The sequence below is a fragment of the Comamonas sp. DB36 genome (genome assembly GCF_057914905.1).
The window spans coordinates 3,552,518-3,573,560 of the sequence record NZ_CP196631.1 but is presented as its reverse complement, the minus strand read 5'-3'; the positions used below and the strand labels follow the sequence as shown (position 1 = coordinate 3,573,560).

Genomic DNA, 21,043 nt, shown 5'->3' with positions numbered 1-21,043 from the left:
AATTGCGGCATCCGATGTCTGGATTGGACGCCGCCTCGATGCACTTCTAGAGTTGCTGTTTTCGACCAACAGTCTTCTGGGAGCCCACATGACTTCATTTACCGGCCCGGCACTGCGCGCAGCGCTCAACGGCATTTCCGGCATTCTCGTCACGCCTTTCGATGCGCAGGACGCCATCTGCAGCGCACCGCTGCAGCCCGTGGTCGACCGCGCCGTCGATGCTGGCGTGCATGTGCTGGTGGCCAACGGCAACACCAGTGAATTCTATGGGCTGCAGGCGCAGGAGGCCGAACGCATGGTGCATGTGGCGGCCGAATGCGTGGCCGGGCGCGTGCCGCTGCTCGGCGGCGTGGGCCGCAGCGTGCACGAGGCGCGTGCGCTGGCCAAGGCATCCGTGAAGGCCGGCGCCGCAGCATTGATGGTGCACCAGCCGCCAGACCCATTTGTCGCGCCGCGCGGCGTGGTCACCTATGTGCAGCAGATTGCCGAGGCCGCCGAAGGCCTGCCGCTGGTGCTCTATCTGCGCAATGAAAACATCGGCCTGGCAACGATTGAGGCGCTGTGCCGCATTCCCGAGGTCGTGGGCGTCAAGTGGGCTTCGCCCACGCCGCTGCTGCTGGCCGAAATCATTCGCCGCACCGCCGATCGCGATCTCGCCTGGGTCGGCGGTCTGGCCGAAGTCTGGGCGCCGCCGCTGTATGCGGTGGGCGCGCGCGGCTTCACGTCGGGCCTGATCAATGTGTTTCCCGAGCGTTCGGTGGCGATCTACAACGCGCTCGAGCAGGCCGACTACCCGCTGGCGATGCGCCTGATCGGCCAGATGCTGCCGTTCGAGGAATTGCGCGCCCAGGAGAACAACGGCGCCAACGTCACCGTCGTCAAGGCCGCGCTGCAATGGATGGGCAACGACTGCGGCGCGACGCGCGCGCCGTCGGCCTGGCCGCTGAGCGCCACCCAGCAGCAGCAGCTCGATGCGCTGCTCAACGGCTGGAAGGCCTGAGCAGCTTGCGCGCCGCGGCGGCGGGCTGTGCCGCCGCCGCGCGCCTCTCCCCTGTGAGCGACCCATAACTATTAAGGACAAACCATGCCTGCACGCCGCACTCTCCTTGCTCTCGCACTGCTTTCTCCGCTGTGCTCCGTTGTTTCCGCCCAGAACTTTCCCGCGCGTCCCATCACCATCGTCATCGGCTCGACCGCGGGCAGCGCCACCGACGGCCTGGCGCGCGCCGTGGCCGCCGAAGTGGGCAAGGAAACCGGGCAGTCGGTGATTGTCGAGAACCGCGCCGGCGCCTTCGGCAGCATTGCGGCCCAGCAGGTGGCGCGCGCCCAGCCCGACGGCTACACGGTATTCATGACGACCAATACCACACAGTCGGCCAACCCGCACCTGCTCAAGAAGCTGGCCTACGACCCGCTCAAGGATTTCGCGCCCGTGGCGCTGCTGGCCAAGGGCCCGCTGCTGCTGGTGGTCAACCCCAAGCTGGGTGTCAACAGCATTGCCGAACTCGTGGCCCTGGCCAAGCGCCAGCCGGGCAAGCTCAACTACGGCTCGGGCAGCTCGTCGGCCCAGGTCGCGACCGAGCTGTTCCAGCAGATGACAGGCACCAAGTTCAACTATGTGCCGTACAAGGCCAACCCGCCCGCGGTCATCGACCTGATTGCCGGCCAGACCGATCTGATGATTGTCGATCTGGCGACCACCGTGCCCCAGGTCAAGGCCGGCAAGCTCAAGGCGCTGGGCCTGAGCAGCCCCGGCCGGCTGTCGCTGATGCCCGGCGTGCCGGCGATCAGCGAGTCGCTGCCGGGCTATGAGTTCGGTTACTGGAACGCGCTGTACGCGCCCGCGGGCACGCCCGCGCCCGTGGTGCAGAAGCTCAATGCGCTGATGCGCAATGCCATGCAGACCGCGGCGGTGCGCAACGTGGCCGAACAGTCGGGCATGGAAGTCGCGCTGTCTTCGCCCGATGAAATGAACCGCTTCCAGATTGCCGAGTACGAGCGCTGGGGCAAGATCATCAAGGCCGCTGGCATTCAGCCCGAGTGAGCGGCGGGCAGGGACTGAATTCGGGCGCCTTCAGCGGCGCCTTTTCCATTGGAAGAACCAAGATGATGCAATCCACCGATGCCCGCAGCGGCGCCTTGCTGGGCGCTGCCTGGGGCGAATCCACGCCTAAACAGATAGACGCCGCCGTCGCTGCCGCCGCCTCGGCCGCCGACGCTTTTGCGGCCACGACGAATGCCCAGCGCGCCGCGTTGTTGCGCGCGCTGGCCCAGGCCCTGGCCGACAACTCCGCGGCCTTGCTGCCGGTTGCCGACCGCGAAACGGCGCTGGGCCTGGCGCGGCTCGAAGGCGAACTGGCGCGCACCGCTTTCCAGCTGCGCGGCTTTGCCGACGCGCTGGAGCAGGGCGCGGCCCAGGCCTTTCTCGATGAAGCGGCAATCGCCGGTGCCCCGCCCGCGGGCCGGCCGCGGCTCACGCGCATCCAGGCGCCGCTGGGCCCGGTTGCGGTGTTTGCCGCGAGCAATTTTCCGTTCGCGTTCTCGGTGCTGGGCGGCGACAGCGCCAGCGCGCTGGCCGCGGGCTGTCCCGTGGTGCTCAAGGCCCATCCCGGCCACGCGCAGCTCTCGCGCGACGTCGCGGCCATCGCCTCCTCGGTGGTTGCGCAATGCGGTCTGCCCGCGGGCGTGTTCCAGCTGGTCGAAGGCGCGGCCATCGAAGTGGGCGTGCAGCTGGTGCAGGCACCGGCCATTGCGGCCGTGGCGTTCACGGGATCGTTCAAGGGCGGCACGGCGCTGGCGCGGCTGGCGGCCGAACGCGCGCGGCCGATTCCTTTCTACGGCGAACTCGGTTCGGTCAACCCGCTGGTGGTGTTGCCCGCGGCGCTGAGGGACGGCGCAGGCGGCCCCGACGCGCTGGCGCAGACGCTGGCCGATTCGATCTGCCTGGGCGCGGGGCAGTTCTGCACCAGCCCCGGCGTGATCGTGGTGTTCAAGGATGGGCCCGGCGAGGCCTTTGTGCAGCAGCTGGCCACGCGCCTGGCCGCGCTGGCCCCGCATGCCATGCTCAATGCGGGCATACGCGCAGCGTTCGAGCGCGGCGTGGGCCAATGGCGCGCTGATGCCCGGTTGCAGGTGCTGGTCGACGGCGCGCCGCGTGAAGGCGGCCCCCAGCCTTTCCTGGCCCAGGTCGATGCCGCGGACTTCATTGCCGATCACGCACTGCACGAGGAAGTGTTCGGCTCGGCCGCGCTGGTGGTGCGCGTCGATCACATGCAGCAGGCGGTGGCGGTGCTGAATGCCATTGGCGGCACCCTGACCACGACGCTATGGGGTGTGCCTACAGGCGACGAGCTGCCTGACGCGGCGCTGCTGGCGCTGGTGCGCAAGGCCGTGCAGGTGTCGGGCCGCGTGCTGTTCTCGGGCGTGCCCACGGGCGTGGCGGTCACCGCCGCCCAGCACCATGGCGGGCCGTTTCCGGCATCGACCGCGCCGTTCACCACGTCGGTGGGCTATGCGGCGATCGAACGTTTCCTGCGGCCGCTGGCGCTGCAGGATGCGCCGCAGTGGCTGCTGGCCAAGGAAGGCGCTTTTTTCTGAGGATGGGCCGCGCGTTGCGCGGCTTTTCCTGGTTTTCTGCAGCACATGGGCGTATGGCTACAATCGGATGGGAATGATTCTTGTTCATTGCGGTCTTGTCGTGCCGCGGGAGAATCGGGACCCCGCCCATGCCTGCCGTACAACCTTCCGCCCACAGCGAAATCGCCGCGCTCTATGCCGACCACCATGGCTGGCTGCAGGGCTGGCTGCGCAAGAAAGTCGGCAATGCGTTTGACGCGGCCGATCTTGCGCAAAGCACTTTTCTCAAGCTGCTGTGCAGCCAGGGCGGCGAACCCTTGCAGGAGCCGCGCGCCTATCTGGTGACGGTGGCGCGCAATCTGCTGCTCAACCAGGTGCGCCGGCGCGCGATCGAGCAGGCCTACCTTGACGCCTTGGCGGCGTTGCCCGAACCGGTTGCACCACCGCCCGAAGCACGGCTGATGGTGCTCGAGACGCTGATCGAGATAGACCGCCGTCTGGGCCATCTGCCCGCGCTGGCCAAGCAGGCCTTCCTGCTCGCGCAGATCGAAGGACTGGGCCATGGCGAGATCGCGGCCGAACTGGGCATTTCGGTTTCCACCGTCAAGCGCCACCTGGCCAAGGCCGCGCTGCGCTGCTTTTTCCCGGAGTAGGCGCGATGCGGGCATTGCATGACACCGCGGGCGATAACGAGCCTGGCATTCCCGCCGAAGTCGCCCAACAGGCGGTGCAGTGGTGGCTGACGCTGCGCGGCGCGCCGGTCTCTGCGCGCCAGCGCGCGGCCTGGCAGCAATGGCGCGCGCAAAGTCCGGAGCATGAAGCCGCGTGGCAGCGCATCGAATCCGTGGGCCGGCAGATGGCCGGAATTTCGCTGCCGCTGGCGCGCGCCACGCTCGCGGGCCCGCATGCGCCGCGAAGGCGGCGCAGCGTGCAGCTGCTCGCGGGCCTGGTCGTGGCCGGCGGCAGCTTCGCGCTGCTGCGCCAGACACCCGCCTGGCGCGCCTGGGCCGCCGATGAAGTCGCGGCGCTGGGCGAGCAGCGCCGGCTCGCGCTGCCCGATGGCGGTGCCGTCGTGCTCAACACCGACAGCGCGATCAACATCCGCTACGGCAGCGCGCAGCGCGTGGTGCAGCTGGTGCGCGGTGAAATCCTGGTGCAGACCGCGGCCGATGCCCAGCGCCGGCCATTCGTTGTCGAGACCGCGCTGGGCCGCGTGCGCGCGCTGGGCACGCGCTTCACGGTGCGCGAGCGTGCGGCGAGCGTCAGCGTCGAAGTGCTGCAGGGCGCGGTCGAGTTGACTCCCGCGCGCGCAGCGCAGGCCACGCAGCGGCTGAACGCCGGCGAGCAGGGCAGGTTCACTGCGCAGCAGGCGCACAGCACGGGTGCGCTCGATGACGCCGCAGCCGCCTGGGCCGACGGCATGCTGGTCGCAGCGCGCATGCGCCTGGACGATTTTCTTGCCGAGCTGGGCCGCTACCGGCGCGGCCGGCTGGGCTGCGACCCGGCCGTCGCCCACCTGCGGGTGTCGGGCGCCTACCCGCTGGCCGACACCGACCGCGTGCTCGCGGCGCTGACCAGCGCGCTGCCCGTGCAGGTGCACTTCTTCTCGCGCTACTGGGTGATGGTGCGGCCGGCTTAGGCGCGTTGCCTGGATTGCGCCCAGGACGGCGCATGCAGCGCGTCGACGAGAAAGTCCACCAGCCGGCGCACTTTGAGCGGCAGCTGCTTGCGCGTGGCATAGACCGCGAAGATGCCGAGTTCCGCGGCGCGGAAGTCGGGCATCAGCTCCACCAGCGCGCCGCTGCGCAGGTCTTCATGGACCAGAAAGTCGGGCTGCAGAATGATGCCCTGGTGGGCCAGTGCCGCGGCCCGGCAGGTGTCGCCATTGTTGGCGTGGATGCGCGAATGCGTGCGCACGGTCACTTCGCCTGCGGGGCCCGCGAAGCTCCAGTTGTCGCCCGATGACCAGTAGGAATAGGAAATCACGGCGTGGCGCGTGAGTTCTTGCGGGTGCATGGGCGTGCCCTGGCGCGCGAGGTAATCCGGCGAGGCGCACAGCACCATGCGCGTGCGCGCCAGCTCGCGGCTCACCAGGCTGGAATCGGACAGCCGGGCGATGCGTATCACCAGGTCGTAGCCTTCCTCGACCAGATCAACCACGCGATCCGACAGAACAATGTCCAGCGTGACCTGTGGATTGTCGGCCGCGAAACGCCCCCACAGCGCCGCCAGATGCAGCGCGCCGAAAGTCTGCGGCGCGCCTATGCGCAGCCGTCCCTGCGCCTGCAGCGCGCTGACCCCGACCTCGCCCTCGGCTTCCTGCACGGCCGCGAGTATTTCCTTGCAGCGCTGGTAGTAGGCCTGGCCTTCGCTGGTCAGCGACAGGCGGCGCGTGGTGCGCTGCAGCAGGCGCGTGCCCAGGTGGGCCTCGAGTTCATTGACATGGCGCGAGACCGCGGGCTTGGACAGGCCTGCGGAATCCATCGCACCCACAAAGCTGCCGGCCTCGACCACGGCAGTGAAAGTCATCATGGATTGAAAAAGATCCATAGTCTCAAATTTCGGAACAATTTGTCCATCATAAGAGGATTTATCTGCAAAGTACAAACCAATAAAGTTCATCCATGCCAGCCAAAACTGGCAAGCGACGAATCAGGTCCCTCCACTTCGCAACAGGATTTCCATCATGAACATCACTCTCATCGGCGCCGGCAACATGGGCGCGGGCTTCGTCAAGCAACTCACCGCCGCCGGCCATCAGGTGCGCGTCACCGCGCGTGACCCGGCCAAGGCCCAGGCCCTGGCCGCCGCCCACCCCGGCGCAAGCGCCGCAGTCGCCAGCGAGGCGCTGGGCGACTCGCAGGTGGTCATCGTCGCCACCGGCTACGCTGATGCCGTTCCCGCGCTGCAGGCCCTGGGTTCGCTGCAAGGCCGCATCGTGATCGACATCACCAACCCGCTGACGCCCGACTACATGGGCCTGACGCTGGGCCATGACACATCGGCGGCCGAAGAGATCGCCAAGGCCTTGCCCGGCGCCCAGGTGGTCAAGGCGTTCAACACGGTGCTGGCCCAGGTACTGGCCCAAGGTCCGGCGTTTTCCGCCGACCAGAACGTGCCGGTGTTCTATGCCGGCGACGACGAGCGCGCCAAGCAGACGGTGCGGGCGCTGGCCGAGAGCATGGGCTTCACGCCGATAGACGCGGGCGCCCTGAAGAATGCGCGCTATCTCGAGCCGGTGGCCGGCCTCAACATCTATTTCGCCTATGGCGCGGGCCATGGCACGCAGATCGCCCCCACCTGGATACATCGCAACTGATCGCCAAGGAAAACACCATGAACGCCACCCTCTCACTGCTGGGCCGCATAGGCCTCTCGCTGCTTTTCATCATTTCGGGCTGGGGCAAGATCAGCGGCTATGCGGGCACCCAGCAATACATGGAAGCCATGGGCGTGCCCGGCGCGCTGCTGCCGCTGGTCATCCTGCTGGAACTCGGCGGCGGCCTGGCCATCGCGGCCGGCCTGTTCTCGCGCTGGGTCGCACTGGCCCTGGCAGGCTTCTCGGTCGTCACCGCGCTGGTTTTCCACGCGAACTTCGGCGATACGATGCAGGCCATCAACTTCTGGAAGAACATCGGCATGGCCGGAGGTTTCCTGCTGCTCGCGGCACAGGGAGCAGGTGCCTTCAGCATTGATGCGCTGATCGGCCGGCGCAAGGTGCAGGCGTCATAAAGGACGCTGCCCGCATCCACCCACAAGACGCGGGCGCAGCGCGCCCGCCGACCCTGGAGTTTCACCATGTCTCGCGCACCTTCTCTCTTCATCTCCCATGGCTCGCCGATGTTCGCGCTCGAACCCGGCGAACTCGGGCCGCATCTGCAGCAGCTGGGCGCAGCGCTGCAGGATCTGTCGGCCATCGTCGTGGTGTCGCCGCACTGGCAGACGCGCGACATCCGTGTCGCGGCCACGGCCAGTCCCGAAACCATCCATGATTTCGGTGGTTTCCCCGAACCGCTGTATGCGTTGCGTTACGAGCCGTCGGGCGCGCCCGAACTTGCCGCCGAGATTGTCCGTATGCTTGCCGACGCCGGCCTGCCCGCGACGCTGGACGCGCAGCGCGGCCTCGATCACGGCGCCTGGGTGCCGCTGCGCTATCTCAAGCCCGCGGCCGACGTTGCGGTGCTGCAGGTGTCGCTGCCCGCAAGAATGACTACCCAGGGCGCGCTCGAACTGGGCCGGGCGCTGGCGCCGCTGCGCGACCGCGGCGTGCTGATCATCGGCTCGGGCAGCCTCACGCACAACCTCTACGAGTTCCGCTCGCACATCAGCGACCCGGAGTACGCGCAGGCGTTTGCCGATTGGGCTGCCGATGCCGTGGCGCGCCGTGACGCGCAGGCGCTGGTCGAATACCGTGTCCGCGCGCCGCATGCTGAGCGCGCGCATCCCACCGAGGAACATTACCTGCCGCTGCTGGTGGCGCTGGGCGCGAGCGCGGCGCACGAAGCCGCCGCCTTGATTCCCGGCGGCATGACCAATGGCGTGCTGTCGATGGACTCGTTCGGCTTTGGCCTGGACCCTGCCTGGCCCCAGCCGGGCGTGCACGCAAGGGCCTGAAAATAAATGAGCTGATTGCGCACAGCTGGGTGTCATCAGGGCAAGGAGCGCAGGAATGTGCGCTCACAGCTCCATTCATCCATCTCTTTTCTCAAGGCTTTCCATGCGCCTCCAGACTGTGCAGCAGCTTCCCTTTGCCGATTCTCCCGACTGCGTGCCCTTGCGTCCCGGCCCTGTGGCGCTGGCGCTGCGCGTGCTGTGCGCGGGCACGCTGGCAAGCCTGGCCGTTGCCGCCGCGCTCGCACCGCAGCCGGCCCGGGCCCAGGCGGCTGCGCAGCAGGGCGCGGCGCAGCGGCTGTACGCGATTCCCGCGGGTCCGCTGGAAACCGTGCTCAACCGTCTCGGCCGCGAGGCGGGCGCGCTGCTGACGTTCGATTCGACGATCACCGACGGCCTGCGCAGCGGCGGCGTCAACGGCCAGTTCGCGGTGCAGCAGGCGCTGGAGCAGGCGCTCAAGGGCACGGACCTGATGGTCGTGCGTTCGGCCGGCGGCGGCTATGCGCTGCGCGCCATTCCCACGTCGCAGGGCGCGGGCGGCGCCACGCTGGCCGCGGTGACCGTCACGGCCGCGGCGCGCGGCGACGGCCGCACCGACGGCTCGGGCAGCTATGTGGCCGGGCCTTCGGCCGGCGCCACGGGCCTGAGCCTGGCGCTGCGCGAGACGCCGCAGTCGGTCACCGTGGTCACGCGCCAGCAGATGGACGACCAGGGCAGCACCAGCGTGTCGGACGTGATGCGCCAGGCCGCGGGCATCACGGTGCAAAGCTACGACAGCGAGCGTTCGAGCTTCAATGCGCGCGGTTTCTCCATCACCCAGTTCCAGTACGACGGCGTTGCCAAGGACTATGACGGGGTCTACGACTGGGGTGCGACCAACAGCGACATGACGATTTTCGACCGCGTGGAAATCGTCAAGGGCGCGACCGGGCTGATGGGCGGCACGGGCGATCCATCGGCCGCGGTGAATTTCATCCGCAAGCGCCCCAGCGAACAGTTTGCGGGCGCGGTCACGGCCAGCCTGGGCTCGTGGAACAACGCGCGCACCGAGCTCGATCTGTCGAGCCCGCTCAATGCCAGCGCCAGCGTGCGCGGCCGCGTGGTCGCGGCCTATCAGGACCGTGAATCCCATCTGGACCACTACCAGCAGAAGAAAAGCGTGTTCTATGGCGTGGTCGAGGCCGATCTCACGCGCGACACGCGCCTGACGGTGGGCGCCGACTACCAGAACACCGATCCGCGCGGCTCGACCTGGACGGGATTTCCGCTGTTCTTCAGCGACGGCAGCCGCACCGACTGGGACCGTTCCTTCAATCCCGCGACCACCTGGAGCCAGCGCAAGCTCACTTCGCGCAACCTGTTTGCGACGCTGGAGCAGCAGTTGGCCAACGACTGGAAGTTCAAGCTCAGCGCCAACAGCGAAAGCAGCAAGCACCGCTCGCTGCTGGGCTCGGCCAGCGGCGGCTATCCCGACCCGGTCAGCGGCGAAGGCATGTACTTCTTCATGGGCGACTTCCGCGGCAACCGCACGCAGAACACGCTCAGCGCAAGCCTGTCGGGCCCGTACGAGCTGCTGGGCCGCAAGCATGAGGCGATGTTCGGCGCGACCTGGTCCGATACCAACACGGACGGCCCCTGGTCCGAGTCGCTGTACCCGGCGCTGCCCGGCAGCATCTTTGGCTGGAACGGCGACTATCCGCAGCCGGCTTTCCCGCCGATCGCGGCGTATGAGGACAAGCGCCGCCAGTCGTCGTTCTACGGCGCCACGCGGCTGCGGCCCACGGACGCGCTGTCGGTGATTGTCGGCGCGCGCGTGAGCCGCGTCGACGCCAGCGACAGCCGCGTCTACAGCGACGGCGTGACGCCGGCGCTGGAAAGCGGCATGCGCACGCGCGGCCAGGTCACGCCCTACGCCGGCATGGTCTATGACCTCGACGACCGCTATTCGGTCTACGGCAGCTACACCAGCATCTTCTCGCCGCAGACCTCGCGCGACGCCAACCGCCAGTTCCTGCCGGAAGTCAAAGGCAAGAGCTTCGAAGCCGGCGTCAAGGGCGAATTCCTCGACGGCCGCGTCAACGCCAGCCTGGCCGCATTCCGCATCCAGCAGGACAACCTGGCCGAGTATGTCGATTTCGTCGACGGCGAGTCGGTCTACCGGCCCATCAAGGGCGTGACCAGCAAGGGCCTGGAGGCCGAGATCAGCGGCGAGATCGCACCGGGCTGGAACCTGCAGGCCGGCTATGCCTATGCCCATGTGCGCAATGCCCAGGGCGAAAGCGTCTACGGCGCCACGCAGATGCTGACCCAGCCCGCGCAGACGCTGCGGCTGTCGACCAGCTACCGGCTGCGCGGCGACTGGAACGCGCTCACGGTGGGCGCCAGCGTCGCCTGGCAGAGCGCGACCGACGGCCGCGTCTGGCACCCCGTGGCCAATGACTACGCGAGCATCCGCCAGAAGGGCTATTCGCTGGTCGGCCTGATGGCGCGCTACCAGTTCAGCCAGCAGCTGTCGGCGGCGCTGCACATCAAGAACCTGTTCGACACCAAGTACTACTCGGGCCTGGGCCTGTTTGAAACCGGCTTCTACGGCGAGCCGCGCAGTGCGTCGGTGACGCTGCGCTACCAGTTCTGAGCAGGGTCTGACGGCGCGGCCCTGGGGACGGGTCGTGCTGCCTGTTCCATTTTTGCAACAGGCTGTGCAGACGCCGGGCGGCCGCCCTAGAATCGCCGCCAGTCATGCGATTGAGATTCATTCCCATTCGCTTGTAGTCTGCCAGCCACGAATGGTCGCGACCGCTCCAGCCACAGCATTCCTGCCGCCCGCCCGGGTTGTGCCGGGCCATGGCGTCGCCGCGCGGCACTCCGGGCCGGGTCGCTCTCCAGGCCCATGTCCCCAAACCGCTCTATGCACCAACGCCGTCTCCCTTGCTCCTGCCACCAGGCCTTGCCCGCGCTGCGCGCCACGGCCGCCGCCGCCTGCCTGGTCAGTCTGTTGCCCGCCGCCGTCCTGGCCCAGGAAGCGGACTTCTCGGTCTCGCTCGACGAAGTGCGCGTGACCGAGAAATCCGCGCCCAGCGTCTACAGCGAAGCCAGCGGCGCCTACACGCCACGCGCCGTCGAAGTCGGCAAGGCCGCGCAGTCGCTGCGCGAGATCCCTCAGTCGGTGACGGTGGTCACGCGCCAGCGCATGGACGACCAGGCGCTGCGCACGCTCGATGACGTCATGGCCCAGACCACGGGTGTGACGCGCGAGGAAAGCTGGCTCGACACGACCTACTCCGCGCGCGGCCTGACCATCAGCAACATCCGTTATGACGGCGGCGGTGCGACGTCGACGCGTTCGGGCAGCCGCAGCCAGGACATGGCGCAGTTCGACAGCGTGACGCTGCTGCGCGGCGCCGACGGCCTGTTCGGTGCAGGCGAAGCCGGCGGCGTGATCAACTACACCTACAAGCGCGCGCTGGCCCAGCGCCAGACCCAGGTGCTGCTGTCGGGCGGCAGCATGGCGAACTACCGCGCCGAACTCGACACCACGGGCGCACTCAACGCCGAAGGCAGCATTCGCGCGCGCCTTGTGGCCGTGACCCACGACCGCAAGGAAATGGCCGAGCCTTCGCGCCTCAAGCGCCAGATGCTGTACGGCACGCTGGAGTTCGATCTGGCGCCCGAGACGCTGCTGACGCTGGGCAGCAGCCACCAGACCGATCGCAACACGGGCTTCAACGCGAGCCTGCCGCGCTATGCCGATGGCAGCGATCTGGGCTTGTCGCGCAATACCAATATGGGCGCGCCCTGGAACTGGATAGAGCGCGAGAACACCGCGTTGTTCGCCAAGCTCGAGCACCAGCTTGCGGCGGGCTGGCAGCTCAAGGCACAGCTGCGCCAGACGCGTTTCAACGAGGGCGTCAACGGTGCCGAGATCGAGAGCGCGCCCGCGCCCGGCACGCTGGTCGGTGCCGACTGGTGGATACACCAGAGCAAGTCGAAGACGCGCGAAACCAGCCTGGACATCAACGCCCAGGGCGGCTTCGATGCGTTCGGCCGGCGCCACGATCTGATCCTCGGCGCCGATCTGCAGCGCACGCGCGATGTCACGCGCAGCCTCTGGCCGCGCATAGGCCCGGCCGACATCCTCAACCGCACGCCGCCGGCCGATCCCGGCTATCCGCTGGGCGACTGGACCAGCGGCTCGCAGACCCGCCTGCAGAAGTCGGGCCTCTACGGCTCGGTGCGCCTGCGTCCGGTCGACGACTGGGCGGTGATCCTGGGCGGCCGCTACACGCTGCAGGACCGCAGCAGCCAGCACGACATGGACGGCAGCCTGAGCTCGCAAAGCCGCGAAGGCCATGTGTTCGTGCCGTATGCCGGTGTGGTCTACGACCTGTCGCCCCGCGCCAGCATCTATGCCAGCACGGCCGAGATCTACCAGTCGCAGGCCGGCAAGTTCTCGGCGCCGCTGCCCGGCGCGCCGCTCGATCCCGTGCGCGGCCGCAGCTACGAACTGGGCATCAAGGGTGAATGGCTCCAGGGCCTGACGGCCAGCGCCGCGTTGTTCCACACCGAGAAGAAAGGCGAGGCGGTGGTCGATCCCGACTATCCGCAGACCGACTGGCGCGGCGGCTGCTGCTACTTTCGCGACGGCTTTCTGCGCAGCCGCGGCATCGACCTGGAGCTGACCGGCCGCGTCTCGCCCAACCTGCAGGTGGCCGTGGGCTATACGTTCAATGACAACGTCAACAAGCGCGCCGACGACGCGCGCTTCAGCACGGTGACGCCGCGCCATCTGTTCAAGGCCTGGGGCGATTACCGCTTTGGCGGCAGCCTGCAGGCCTGGAGCCTGGGCGCGGGAGTGGTGGCCCAGGCCGCGCATTACCGCGCGTCGGGCATCAGCGCCTACAACCCCGCGACCGGCGGCTATGACGGCGCCTGGACACCCTACCAGTTCACATCGCCAGGCTACGCCGTCTGGTCGGCGCGCCTGGGTTACGCCATCGACAAGGACTGGAAAGTTGCGGTCAATGTGAGCAATCTGTTCGACAAGGCCTACTACAGCACCGTGGGCTACGCGGGCTATGGCAACTTCTATGGTGAAAAGCGCGCCGTGGTGGTGACGCTGCAAGGTAAATTCTGAACGTGACAAAAATCGCCATCCCCCGGCAGGGCCGTGCCCTGCCAGTCGTGTCGCGCGTGCTGGCCGCCGTGTTCGGCGGCTATCTGCTGGCCAGCGCCTGGAGCGTGTTTGCCGCTGCCGTGTTTCCCGGCGGCGCCGAGGCCGTGCTCGCGGGCGTGCAGCTGAGCTTTGCGCTTTATGTGGCGGCGGTGATCTGGGCGTTCTCGCCCGTGCCGCCGGGCCGGGTCTGGGCCGGGCTGCTGCTGCCCGCGGCCGCTCTGGCCGCTCTGGCCGCGCTGGCCGCGCTGGCGGCGCTGCTGCCGCGCTGGGGCGCTTGAGATGGCCAAGGCACAAGCGACTTCCGGCGCCGGGCAGGGCGGTTTCCGCCAGGCCCAGGCCTGGCTGCACACCTGGTGCGGACTGTGGTTCTCCTGGCTGCTGTTCGCGGTGTTTCTCACGGGCACGCTGGCCGTGTTCGAGGAGCCCATCACCCACTGGATGACGCCCGAACACCACGCCGAGGAGGCTGCCGCTCTGGCGGCCGCGGCCAAGCCCACGGCGTCGCTGGGCCAGCGACTGGACTGGGGCGTGGCCTATATGCAAGAGCACCATGCGGGCGCCGGCATGTGGGAGCTGTGGCCGGCCGATGCCAAGGGTGCGGGCGAGCTGCGCGTTTTCTGGTTCGACAGCCAGCGCCAGTACGCTTCGGCCGAACTCGATACGGCCACCGGGCAAGCCCTGGCCGCGGCGGACCATGCGCCCGCACGCCAGACGCTGGGCGGCCACCATTTCGTCGACTTCCATTACGAGCTGCACGCGGGCAAGGTGGGGCTGTGGATCGTGGGCATTGCCGCCATGGCGATGCTCGTGGCCCTGGTCAGCGGCGTCATCACGCACAAGCGCATCTTCAAGGACTTCTTCACTTTCCGCACGCGCAAGGGCCAGCGCAGCTGGCTCGATGCGCACAACGCGGTGGCGGTATTGACGCTGCCGTTCCAGTTCATGATTGCCTATACCGGCATCGTGATTTCCGGACTGACATTCATGCCCGCGGGCGTGGTCACGCAGTTCGGCGCGGACGGGGCGATGGCTTTCCAGGCCGCGCTCAACGAACCCGGCAAGCCCCGGCCTTCGGGCCAGCCCATGGCGCTGCCGGCCCTCGAATCGTTTGCGCGGCGCGGCGAGCAGCTGATGGGCCAGCCGGTGCGCGCCGTGGTGATCGATCATCCGGGCGACGCGGCGGCGCGCATAGGCGTCTATGGCTGGAATGAAGACGCGGGCGCGCGCCAGCGCCTGAGCCCCACCAGCGGCCTGGCGATGTTTTCCGCGGCCACGGGCGAAGTGCTGCAGGTGCGCCTGCCCGGCGGCGTCGACGGCGGCAAGGCCTCGCTCACGCAGTCGGTGCTGGCCGGGCTGCACATGGTCGCGTTCGGCGGGTTCGCGCTCAAGTGGCTTTATTTTCTCTGCGGCCTGGCGGGCAGCGCGATGATGGCCACGGGCGCCATCCTGTTCATCGTCAAGCGCCGCTCGCGGCATCTGGGCGAATTCGGCAGCGCGACGGCGCGCGTCTACCGGCTGATAGAAGCCGCGAATGTCGCCGCCATCGCCGGCCTGGGCCTGGCCTGCATCAGCTTTCTCTGGGCCAACCGCCTGGTGCCGCTGGGCCTGGCCCACCGTGACGACTGGGAGCTCGCGGTCTTCTTTGGCGTATGGGCGCTGGCGCTGGTGCATGCGCTCGCGCGCCCGGCCGCGGCCGCCTGGAAGGAGCAACTGGGACTGCTGGCCGTGCTGTGCCTGCTGCTGCCGCTGCTCAATGCGCTCACGGTGGGCGATCATCTCGGCGCGCAGCTGCTGCGCGGCGACTGGGAAAGCGCGGGCGTGGAGCTGTTTGCGCTGGCCACGGGCCTGGCGGCGGTCTGGGGCCGGCGCTCGATGGCGCGGCGCAAGTCCATTGCGGGCAGCGTGCGTCGCTCCGGCGCCAGCGTCGAAGCAGAGGTGAAAGCATGAGCGAGTGGCTTGCGGGTCTGTTGTCGCTGGGGCTGGCATTTGCCGGCATGGCCGCGCTGGCGTTTGCGATGGAGCGCCACTACGAGCAGCTCACGGGCACGCGCGGCACACCGCCCGCGCGGCGGCTGCGCTGCCTGGGTGCGGCGCTGCTGCTGGCCGCCTTGCTGCCCTGTGTCTGGGCCTGGGGTGCGACGGTGGGCAGCGTTGCCTGGCTGGGCTTGATGTCGGCCGGCGCCGTAGGCTGCGTGGCCGCGATCAGCGCCGCGCCGCGCTGGGCCGCGCGCGCGGCCTGTGCGCTCGGGCCGGGGGCGCTGCTGGCGCTGGCCTGGGCTGGCATCGCGCCGTGAGCGCCGTAAGCGCCGTAAGCGCCGCGGGCTTGGCGCCGGCGCGGCGGCTGCGGCGCCCGCCAGAAGTTACTTCTCCTGCATGTTCGCGGCCTTGACGATTTCACCCAGGCGCTTGCGTTCGGCATCGGCGAACTTCACGAACTCGGCGCGTGTACCGCCTATCGGCTCGATGCCCAGGCCCTTGAGCTTTTCCACGGTCGCGGGCTCCTTCATGGCCTTGTCCACGGCCGCCGCAAGCTTGTCGAGGATGGCCGGTGGCGTGCCCTTGGGCGCATGGATGCCGGCCCAGTGCGCGATCTGCAGATCGGCAAATCCCTGCTCCACGGCGGTGGAAAGCTGGGGGTAGGCCGAGATGCGCTGTGTCCAGGTGGTGGCCAAGGCCTTGAACTTGCCTTCATGCAGGATGTGGGGCAGGGCGATGATGCTGGCCTCCGAGGTGCCCTCTACCTGGCCGCCCAGCACGGCAGTCGTGCTTTCGGAGCCGCTCTTGTAGGGCACGGGCTGCAACTGGGCACCGTATTTGACGTTGAGCATTTCAGCGACGAAGTGCGGCGTGCTGCCGGTGCCCGCGGTGGCGAAGTTGAAGCCATGGCCCTTCTTGGAGGCTTCGACGAAGTCGCGCAGGTTGTTGTAGGGCGCATTCTTGGGCACGACGATCACCGATGGCGCCAGGCCTATCATCACCACGGGCTGCAGCGCGTCGTCCTTGAAAGGCATGCTCTTCTTGATCATGCTGTTGGAAATCACGCCCGCGGCGCTGACCAGCAGCGTGTAGCCGTCGGCGCCGGCCTTGGCCACGATGTCGGCGCCCACGGTGCCGCCGGCGCCCGGTCGGTTGTCGATCACCACGGGCTGGCCCAGCACCTTGGACGCGCCTTCGGCGGCCGCGCGCGCCATCAGGTCATTGGCGCCTCCGGCGGCAAACGGCACGACCAGGCGAATGGGGCGTGCCGGCCAGTTGTCCACCGGGTCGGCGGCATGGGCCAGCGGGGTCAGCAAAACGGCATAGGCCATCAGATGGCGGCGATTCAAGAACATCGAAGTCTCCTGGATTCATGGTTATCGCAGTGAAACCGCAAACTGTGTGCCAGCCGCGATAGGGGTAAACCACGAGATTCCAAGTCGTTGAATTGACAAGCTTTTCTCCTGATCGTGGCGCTCCGATGGCATTCTGTGATCTGCCGGTGTTGCAGCGGTGAAGCGATCGATTGCACGGATGCAACATCGGCGGCCAGTGGGACTGGGCTGCGCTCGCCGCCAGGCGACTGGCCCCGGGTCATTGAAAGCTCAGCCCCACCACACCGGCATCAGCCGGCGCACTTCATCGCGCGCGAAGCGGTCGTCCATGAGGAACAGCTCGCCGGTGTCGTTTTCCGAACGGATCACGCGGCCCGCGGCCTGCACCACCTTGCGCAGGCCGGGAAACAGATAGGTGTAGTCGTAGCCGGTACGCGTGCCGAAGCGCTGCTGCATGCAGCGCTTCATGCTTTCGTTGACCGGGTTGAGCTGGGGCAGGCCCAGCGTGGCGATGAACGCGCCTATCAGTCGGTCGCCGGGCAGGTCTATGCCTTCGCCGAACGCGCCACCCAGCACCGCAAAACCCAGTCCCTGGCCGCCGGCCTGGAAGCGGTCTATGAAAGCCTGGCGGCTGTCGTTGCCCATGGCGCGCACCTGGCGCCAGACCGGCGGCGCATCGGGGCGAGCGCACAGCGCGTCGGCGACGCGCTCCAGATAGTCGAAGCTGCTGAAAAAGCACAGGTAGTTGCCCGGGCGCTTGTGGAACTGGTCGCAGATCAGCGCCACGATGCGGTCTATGGACGCTTCGCGGTCCTGGTAGCGCGTGGAGACATCGCGCACGATATGCACCGCCAGTTGCGCGGCCTTGAACGGCGCGGGCACGTCTATCCATGGCGTGTCGGCGGGCAGGCCCAGCGTGTCGCGGTAGAACGCGGCCGGGCTCAGCGTGCCCGAGAACAGCACCGTCGCATGCGCGGCCGCATGGCGCGCGAGCAGGTGCGGCGCGGGAATCACGTTGCGAATGCACAGCATGGACGCGCGCTTGCGCCCGCGCTGCGGTGCCTGCAAGGTGATGTCGAACAGCGCGTTCTCGTCGAGCTTTTCCTCGAGCACGGCGAACTGCAGGGCTTCGAGATAAAAGCCCAGCACCGGGTCGCCGGGCAGCATGGGCTGGTCGGCGTTGGCTTCGGCAATCAGCGAGATGGCTTTCTGCAGCGCGGCCATGAAGTCCAGCGGCACCTCGGAATGGCATTCGTAGGTCTGCTGCTGGTTCTGGTGCAGCGCATTCCATGCGCGGTTTAGCGCGTCCAGCGACGTGCGTATGCGGCCCTTGGCGCCCTTGCGCGCGGCCGCGAGCGCCAGCGGCGACAGCTCGGCGGTGTACATGCTGCGCGCGCGGTCCAGCAGATTGTGGGCTTCGTCGACCAGCACGCCGACTTTCCACTGGTTGGCCTGCGTCAGCGCATGCAGCATGGCCGTGCCGTCGTAGAAATAGTTGTAGTCGCCGATCACGACATCGCTCCAGCGCGCCATTTCCTGCGTGAGGTAGTAGGGGCAGACTTCGTGCGCCAGCGCCACTTCGCGCAGCCGCGCGCCGTCCCATACGGCGTTCACCTCAAGCACCGCGGCGCGCGCCGCCGGTAGCCGGTCGTAAAAGCCCCTGGCCAGCGGGCAGGAGTCGCCGTGGCAGGCCTTGTCGGGGTGCTCGCAGCTTTTCTCGCGCGAGTGCAGCGTGATTGCGCGCAGCGGCTTCGCGCCCGCGGTCTGCAGCTGCTGGTTGACCTGCGTCAGCGCCTGGGTGGCCAGGCCATGGCCCGTGCCCTTGGCGGTCAGGAAGAAGATTCTGTCCAGGCCTTGATCGGGGCAGGCCTTGAGCATGGGAAACAGCGTGCCTATGGTCTTGCCTATGCCTGTGGGTGCCTGGGCCATGAGGCAACTGCCGCCTTCGGGCGCGCGCGCGCAGCGGTACACGGCGACCGACAGCGCGCGCTGGCCCGCGCGAAAACTGCCCAGAGGAAAGGTCAGCGCCGTCAGCGCCTGGTCGCGCGCGCGGCGGTGCGCGTGTTCGCTTTGCGCCCATTGCAGAAAGCGCGCGCATTGCGCCTCGAAGAAGGCCTGCAGTTCGGCGGCCTCGAAGGCTTCGGCAATCGCGTATTCCTTCTGGTTGCCGATGTTGAAGTAGATCAGCGCGACCTTGAGCCGCGCCAATGCGCGTTCGCTGCACAGCAGATGGCCGTAGATCTTCGCCTGCGCCCAGTGCAGCGCGCGGTGGTTGGCGCGGATCGCGTCGAGGTTGCCGCGGTAGGTCTTGATTTCCTCGAGCTGTCCGGCCGCGGCGTCGTAGCCGTCGGCGCGCCCGCGCACGCGCAGCGTCCCGTAGTCGCCTTGCAGCGCGAGCTCGGCTTCGTAATCGGCGCCGCGCCGCGACTGCACCAGCTGATGGCCTTCGATGCCCTGCTGGGCCGTGGGCGCAGGCGTGAAGCGCAGGTCGAGGTCGCCCTGCTTGGCAGTGAACTCGCACAGCGTGCGCACCGAGACGGTATAGGTCATGGCCCGTCTCCGGCCACGCGCCACTGCACATGGCATACGCTCACCGGAATGCCGTGGTCGCTGCAGTATTGCAGCCAGCGGATCTGGTTGTCCTGCAGCTTGTCGCCCGGGCCTTTGACTTCGACGAGCTCGTAGCGCTGTTCGGCGGGCCAGAAGCGCACCAGGTCGGGAAAACCGCTGCGATTGGTCTTGACATCGGCCAGCAGCCGCGTGAAGAGCAGCTTGAGATGCGCGGCGCTGATGCAGTCCAGCGCCAGGCGCAGCAGCGGCTCGGTCAGCGCCCCCCAGAACACGAACGGCGACTGCACGCCCTGCTTGTCGGCATAGCGCGCCAGAATGACGGGCGCGTATTCGCCGGTGTCGAGCAGCGCGAGACAGCGGGCGAACTCCGCGGCGCGGCGCGCGCTGAAATCGGGTGCGCTCAGGTCGGCCGGACCGCTCTGGAACGGGTGGAAGAAAGCGCCTTGCACGGGCGCGAAGATCGCGGGCCAGCACAGCAGGCCGAACAGCGAGTTGATGAGTGCGTTCTCGACATAGAACACGGGGCTCGCAGCGTCGTGCCAATGCGCGCGCAGCGCGTATTCGACCGACATCGGCGCCGTGGGCGCATCGAGCACGATGTCCGCGCGCATCTGCACCAGCGCCTGGCTGGCCGCCGGGCGTGGACGCGCCTTGGCCCGGCCCGTGTTGCGCAGCAGGCGCGGCAGCATGCGCTGGAGCTTTTGCAGTTCTTCATCGCCTTCGGGCGCCAGCTGCGCCTGCAGCGCCTGCGCCAGGGCTTCCTCATGGCGCTCCAGGCGTTCGAGCACGCGTATGCGGCGGTGGCGCGCGCCGGGGTAGCTGCACTGCGCATAGGTCTGCAGCGCCTCATCAAACAGCCCCGCGCGCTCGCAGGCATTGCCCAGGCGCAGCAGCAGCTTGGCGCGGCGCTTTTCGAGCCAGGGGTTGGGACTTTCGCAGGCGGCGATGGATTGCAGCATGGCCGCGGTCTCGGCGCCTTCTTCGAGCGCCTGGCGGCAGGCCTGCAGCGCCAGATAGGCGTCGATGTCTGCCCTTGTCTGGAAAGCGCGCGAGGCGGCGTCAAAGGCCACGCTTTCGTACTTGAACACGCCCAGGTCGGCGAGCACGAACTCGGTCCAGTTCTGGTGCAGGTTGCCGAAGAACATCAAGCGCAGGCGCTCGCTGAGTTCGCCCAGCATCACGCGCCAGACGGGCTCGCGCGATTGCGGATGCCACTCGGCGTAGCGCCGCGGCGCCGCATGCACGCCGGCCAATGCTTGCAGCCAGTCGGACTTGCGCGGGCTGCTGCCGCGCTCGGCGCTGGCGAAGACTTCGGCGAGTTCGCTGCGCGTGTGCAGATCGAACAGTTCCTCGAGCAGCATGGGCGCCTGGGTGTCGAGCCAGCCCAGGGACAGCAGCGGTTGCGCCGCGCCCTCGATGCCGGGAATCTCCTCGTAGACCAGCTTGGAGGCGCGAAACCACGGCCCGCGGCGCATCAGCATGCGAACCAGCAAGGCCTGGGACAGCGCAGGCAGCGCGGCGAACTGCGCGAGAAACTCGCGTTCGCCCGCATCAAGCAGGTCGCTGTAGCGCTGTTCTATCCAGGCCAATGCACGCTGGAAGTTGTGCAGATAGTAGTAACGGTGCGGGGGCACCAGGCTGACGCTCGCCATGCTTCAAGCCGCGCTTGCGGTCTCCCTGCGCTGCAGACAATGGACGTGAAAACCGGAGCGGTCGACAGGTGTGAACATTCACAGACTGTACATAAATACATGTTTTCCCGGCCAAGGAAAATCCATGGAAGGCGCTTTGCTACTGTGTC

At 68.0% G+C, this 21,043-nt stretch carries 17 protein-coding genes; 13 read left to right on the top strand and 4 right to left on the bottom strand.

The window, feature by feature from the left end:
• The first annotated feature begins 88 nt into the window (after positions 1 to 88).
• The 5 genes from ACSVDO_RS16710 (at position 89) to ACSVDO_RS16690 (ending at position 5,215) form a co-directional block, all read left to right on the top strand.
• Positions 89 to 1,000, top strand: a complete 912-nt coding sequence (locus tag ACSVDO_RS16710) for a dihydrodipicolinate synthase family protein (protein ID WP_332549078.1) — start codon at positions 89 to 91, stop codon at positions 998 to 1,000.
• An 84-nt stretch (positions 1,001 to 1,084) separates the two neighbouring features.
• On the top strand, positions 1,085 to 2,044 hold the full coding sequence (locus tag ACSVDO_RS16705) for a Bug family tripartite tricarboxylate transporter substrate binding protein (protein ID WP_489593521.1): 960 nt from the start codon (positions 1,085 to 1,087) through the stop codon (positions 2,042 to 2,044).
• A 62-nt stretch (positions 2,045 to 2,106) separates the two neighbouring features.
• Complete coding sequence (locus ACSVDO_RS16700; protein ID WP_489593519.1) at positions 2,107 to 3,597, top strand: aldehyde dehydrogenase family protein; 1,491 nt, start codon at positions 2,107 to 2,109, stop codon at positions 3,595 to 3,597.
• A gap of 128 nt (positions 3,598 to 3,725) precedes the next feature.
• Entirely contained in the window at positions 3,726 to 4,229 is a 504-nt protein-coding gene (locus ACSVDO_RS16695) for a sigma-70 family RNA polymerase sigma factor (protein WP_332538902.1), read from the top strand.
• 5 nt (positions 4,230 to 4,234) lie between these two features.
• Entirely contained in the window at positions 4,235 to 5,215 is a 981-nt protein-coding gene (locus ACSVDO_RS16690) for a FecR domain-containing protein (RefSeq protein ID WP_489593518.1), read from the top strand.
• On the opposite strand, the gene ACSVDO_RS16685 is transcribed toward ACSVDO_RS16690, so the two are convergent.
• The gene (locus tag ACSVDO_RS16685) at positions 5,212 to 6,108 is read right to left on the bottom strand and encodes a LysR family transcriptional regulator (protein WP_489593517.1); all 897 of its coding nucleotides are present in this window, start codon (positions 6,106 to 6,108) and stop codon (positions 5,212 to 5,214) included. The two genes, ACSVDO_RS16690 and ACSVDO_RS16685, sit on opposite strands and share 4 nt — an antisense overlap.
• Positions 6,109 to 6,262: 154 nt before the next feature.
• On the opposite strand from ACSVDO_RS16685, the gene ACSVDO_RS16680 reads away from it, so the two are divergent.
• The 8 genes from ACSVDO_RS16680 (at position 6,263) to ACSVDO_RS16645 (ending at position 15,654) form a co-directional block, all read left to right on the top strand.
• Positions 6,263 to 6,895 (top strand): NADPH-dependent F420 reductase, encoded by a 633-nt coding sequence (locus tag ACSVDO_RS16680; RefSeq protein WP_332549071.1) that lies wholly within the window; start codon positions 6,263 to 6,265, stop codon positions 6,893 to 6,895.
• Between the two features lie 17 nt (positions 6,896 to 6,912).
• Positions 6,913 to 7,308: a DoxX family protein gene (locus ACSVDO_RS16675; protein ID WP_332538897.1), complete on the top strand. Its 396-nt coding sequence runs from the start codon at positions 6,913 to 6,915 to the stop codon at positions 7,306 to 7,308.
• A 66-nt stretch (positions 7,309 to 7,374) separates the two neighbouring features.
• On the top strand, positions 7,375 to 8,190 hold the full coding sequence (locus ACSVDO_RS16670) for a dioxygenase family protein (protein ID WP_489593514.1): 816 nt from the start codon (positions 7,375 to 7,377) through the stop codon (positions 8,188 to 8,190).
• Between the two features lie 103 nt (positions 8,191 to 8,293).
• The gene (locus tag ACSVDO_RS16665) at positions 8,294 to 10,822 is read left to right on the top strand and encodes a TonB-dependent siderophore receptor (protein ID WP_489593512.1); all 2,529 of its coding nucleotides are present in this window, start codon (positions 8,294 to 8,296) and stop codon (positions 10,820 to 10,822) included.
• A gap of 273 nt (positions 10,823 to 11,095) precedes the next feature.
• The gene (locus tag ACSVDO_RS16660) at positions 11,096 to 13,321 is read left to right on the top strand and encodes a TonB-dependent siderophore receptor (protein WP_489593510.1); all 2,226 of its coding nucleotides are present in this window, start codon (positions 11,096 to 11,098) and stop codon (positions 13,319 to 13,321) included.
• Positions 13,322 to 13,323: 2 nt separating this feature from the next.
• Positions 13,324 to 13,638: a DUF3649 domain-containing protein gene (locus ACSVDO_RS16655; protein ID WP_489593508.1), complete on the top strand. Its 315-nt coding sequence runs from the start codon at positions 13,324 to 13,326 to the stop codon at positions 13,636 to 13,638.
• 1 nt (position 13,639) lies between these two features.
• Complete coding sequence (locus tag ACSVDO_RS16650) at positions 13,640 to 15,307, top strand: PepSY-associated TM helix domain-containing protein (protein WP_489593506.1); 1,668 nt, start codon at positions 13,640 to 13,642, stop codon at positions 15,305 to 15,307.
• Positions 15,304 to 15,654, top strand: a complete 351-nt coding sequence (locus ACSVDO_RS16645; RefSeq protein ID WP_332549062.1) for a DUF3325 domain-containing protein — start codon at positions 15,304 to 15,306, stop codon at positions 15,652 to 15,654. Before ACSVDO_RS16650 ends, ACSVDO_RS16645 begins: the two co-directional genes overlap by 4 nt.
• A gap of 66 nt (positions 15,655 to 15,720) precedes the next feature.
• Here ACSVDO_RS16645 and ACSVDO_RS16640 read toward each other — a convergent pair whose 3' ends face one another.
• The 3 genes from ACSVDO_RS16640 to ACSVDO_RS16630 all read right to left on the bottom strand — a co-directional run bounded on the left by ACSVDO_RS16640 (position 15,721) and on the right by ACSVDO_RS16630 (position 20,879).
• Positions 15,721 to 16,692, bottom strand: a complete 972-nt coding sequence (locus ACSVDO_RS16640; RefSeq protein WP_489593504.1) for a Bug family tripartite tricarboxylate transporter substrate binding protein — start codon at positions 16,690 to 16,692, stop codon at positions 15,721 to 15,723.
• A 249-nt stretch (positions 16,693 to 16,941) separates the two neighbouring features.
• Positions 16,942 to 19,221, bottom strand: coding sequence for an ATP-dependent DNA helicase (locus ACSVDO_RS16635; RefSeq protein ID WP_489593503.1), 2,280 nt, complete (start codon positions 19,219 to 19,221; stop codon positions 16,942 to 16,944).
• Positions 19,218 to 20,879, bottom strand: coding sequence for a VRR-NUC domain-containing protein (locus ACSVDO_RS16630; protein ID WP_489596429.1), 1,662 nt, complete (start codon positions 20,877 to 20,879; stop codon positions 19,218 to 19,220). The genes ACSVDO_RS16635 and ACSVDO_RS16630 overlap by 4 nt, the downstream gene beginning before the upstream one ends.
• Between the last annotated feature and the right edge of the window lie 164 nt (positions 20,880 to 21,043).

Excerpts from the sequence above, each read along its gene's own strand:
- ACSVDO_RS16690 (WP_489593518.1), top strand. The coding sequence starts at position 4,235 with ATGCGGGCATTGCATGACACCGCGGGCGATAACGAGCCTGGCATTCCC.
- ACSVDO_RS16680 (WP_332549071.1), top strand. The coding sequence starts at position 6,263 with ATGAACATCACTCTCATCGGCGCCGGCAACATGGGCGCGGGCTTCGTC.
- ACSVDO_RS16710 (WP_332549078.1), top strand. The coding sequence starts at position 89 with ATGACTTCATTTACCGGCCCGGCACTGCGCGCAGCGCTCAACGGCATT.
- ACSVDO_RS16640 (WP_489593504.1), bottom strand. The coding sequence starts at position 16,692 with ATGTTCTTGAATCGCCGCCATCTGATGGCCTATGCCGTTTTGCTGACC.
- ACSVDO_RS16635 (WP_489593503.1), bottom strand. The coding sequence starts at position 19,221 with ATGACCTATACCGTCTCGGTGCGCACGCTGTGCGAGTTCACTGCCAAG.
- ACSVDO_RS16660 (WP_489593510.1), top strand. The coding sequence starts at position 11,096 with ATGCACCAACGCCGTCTCCCTTGCTCCTGCCACCAGGCCTTGCCCGCG.
- ACSVDO_RS16665 (WP_489593512.1), top strand. The coding sequence starts at position 8,294 with ATGCGCCTCCAGACTGTGCAGCAGCTTCCCTTTGCCGATTCTCCCGAC.
- ACSVDO_RS16695 (WP_332538902.1), top strand. The coding sequence starts at position 3,726 with ATGCCTGCCGTACAACCTTCCGCCCACAGCGAAATCGCCGCGCTCTAT.
- ACSVDO_RS16650 (WP_489593506.1), top strand. The coding sequence starts at position 13,640 with ATGGCCAAGGCACAAGCGACTTCCGGCGCCGGGCAGGGCGGTTTCCGC.
- ACSVDO_RS16675 (WP_332538897.1), top strand. The coding sequence starts at position 6,913 with ATGAACGCCACCCTCTCACTGCTGGGCCGCATAGGCCTCTCGCTGCTT.
- ACSVDO_RS16700 (WP_489593519.1), top strand. The coding sequence starts at position 2,107 with ATGATGCAATCCACCGATGCCCGCAGCGGCGCCTTGCTGGGCGCTGCC.
- ACSVDO_RS16645 (WP_332549062.1), top strand. The coding sequence starts at position 15,304 with ATGAGCGAGTGGCTTGCGGGTCTGTTGTCGCTGGGGCTGGCATTTGCC.
- ACSVDO_RS16685 (WP_489593517.1), bottom strand. The coding sequence starts at position 6,108 with ATGATGACTTTCACTGCCGTGGTCGAGGCCGGCAGCTTTGTGGGTGCG.
- ACSVDO_RS16670 (WP_489593514.1), top strand. The coding sequence starts at position 7,375 with ATGTCTCGCGCACCTTCTCTCTTCATCTCCCATGGCTCGCCGATGTTC.
- ACSVDO_RS16705 (WP_489593521.1), top strand. The coding sequence starts at position 1,085 with ATGCCTGCACGCCGCACTCTCCTTGCTCTCGCACTGCTTTCTCCGCTG.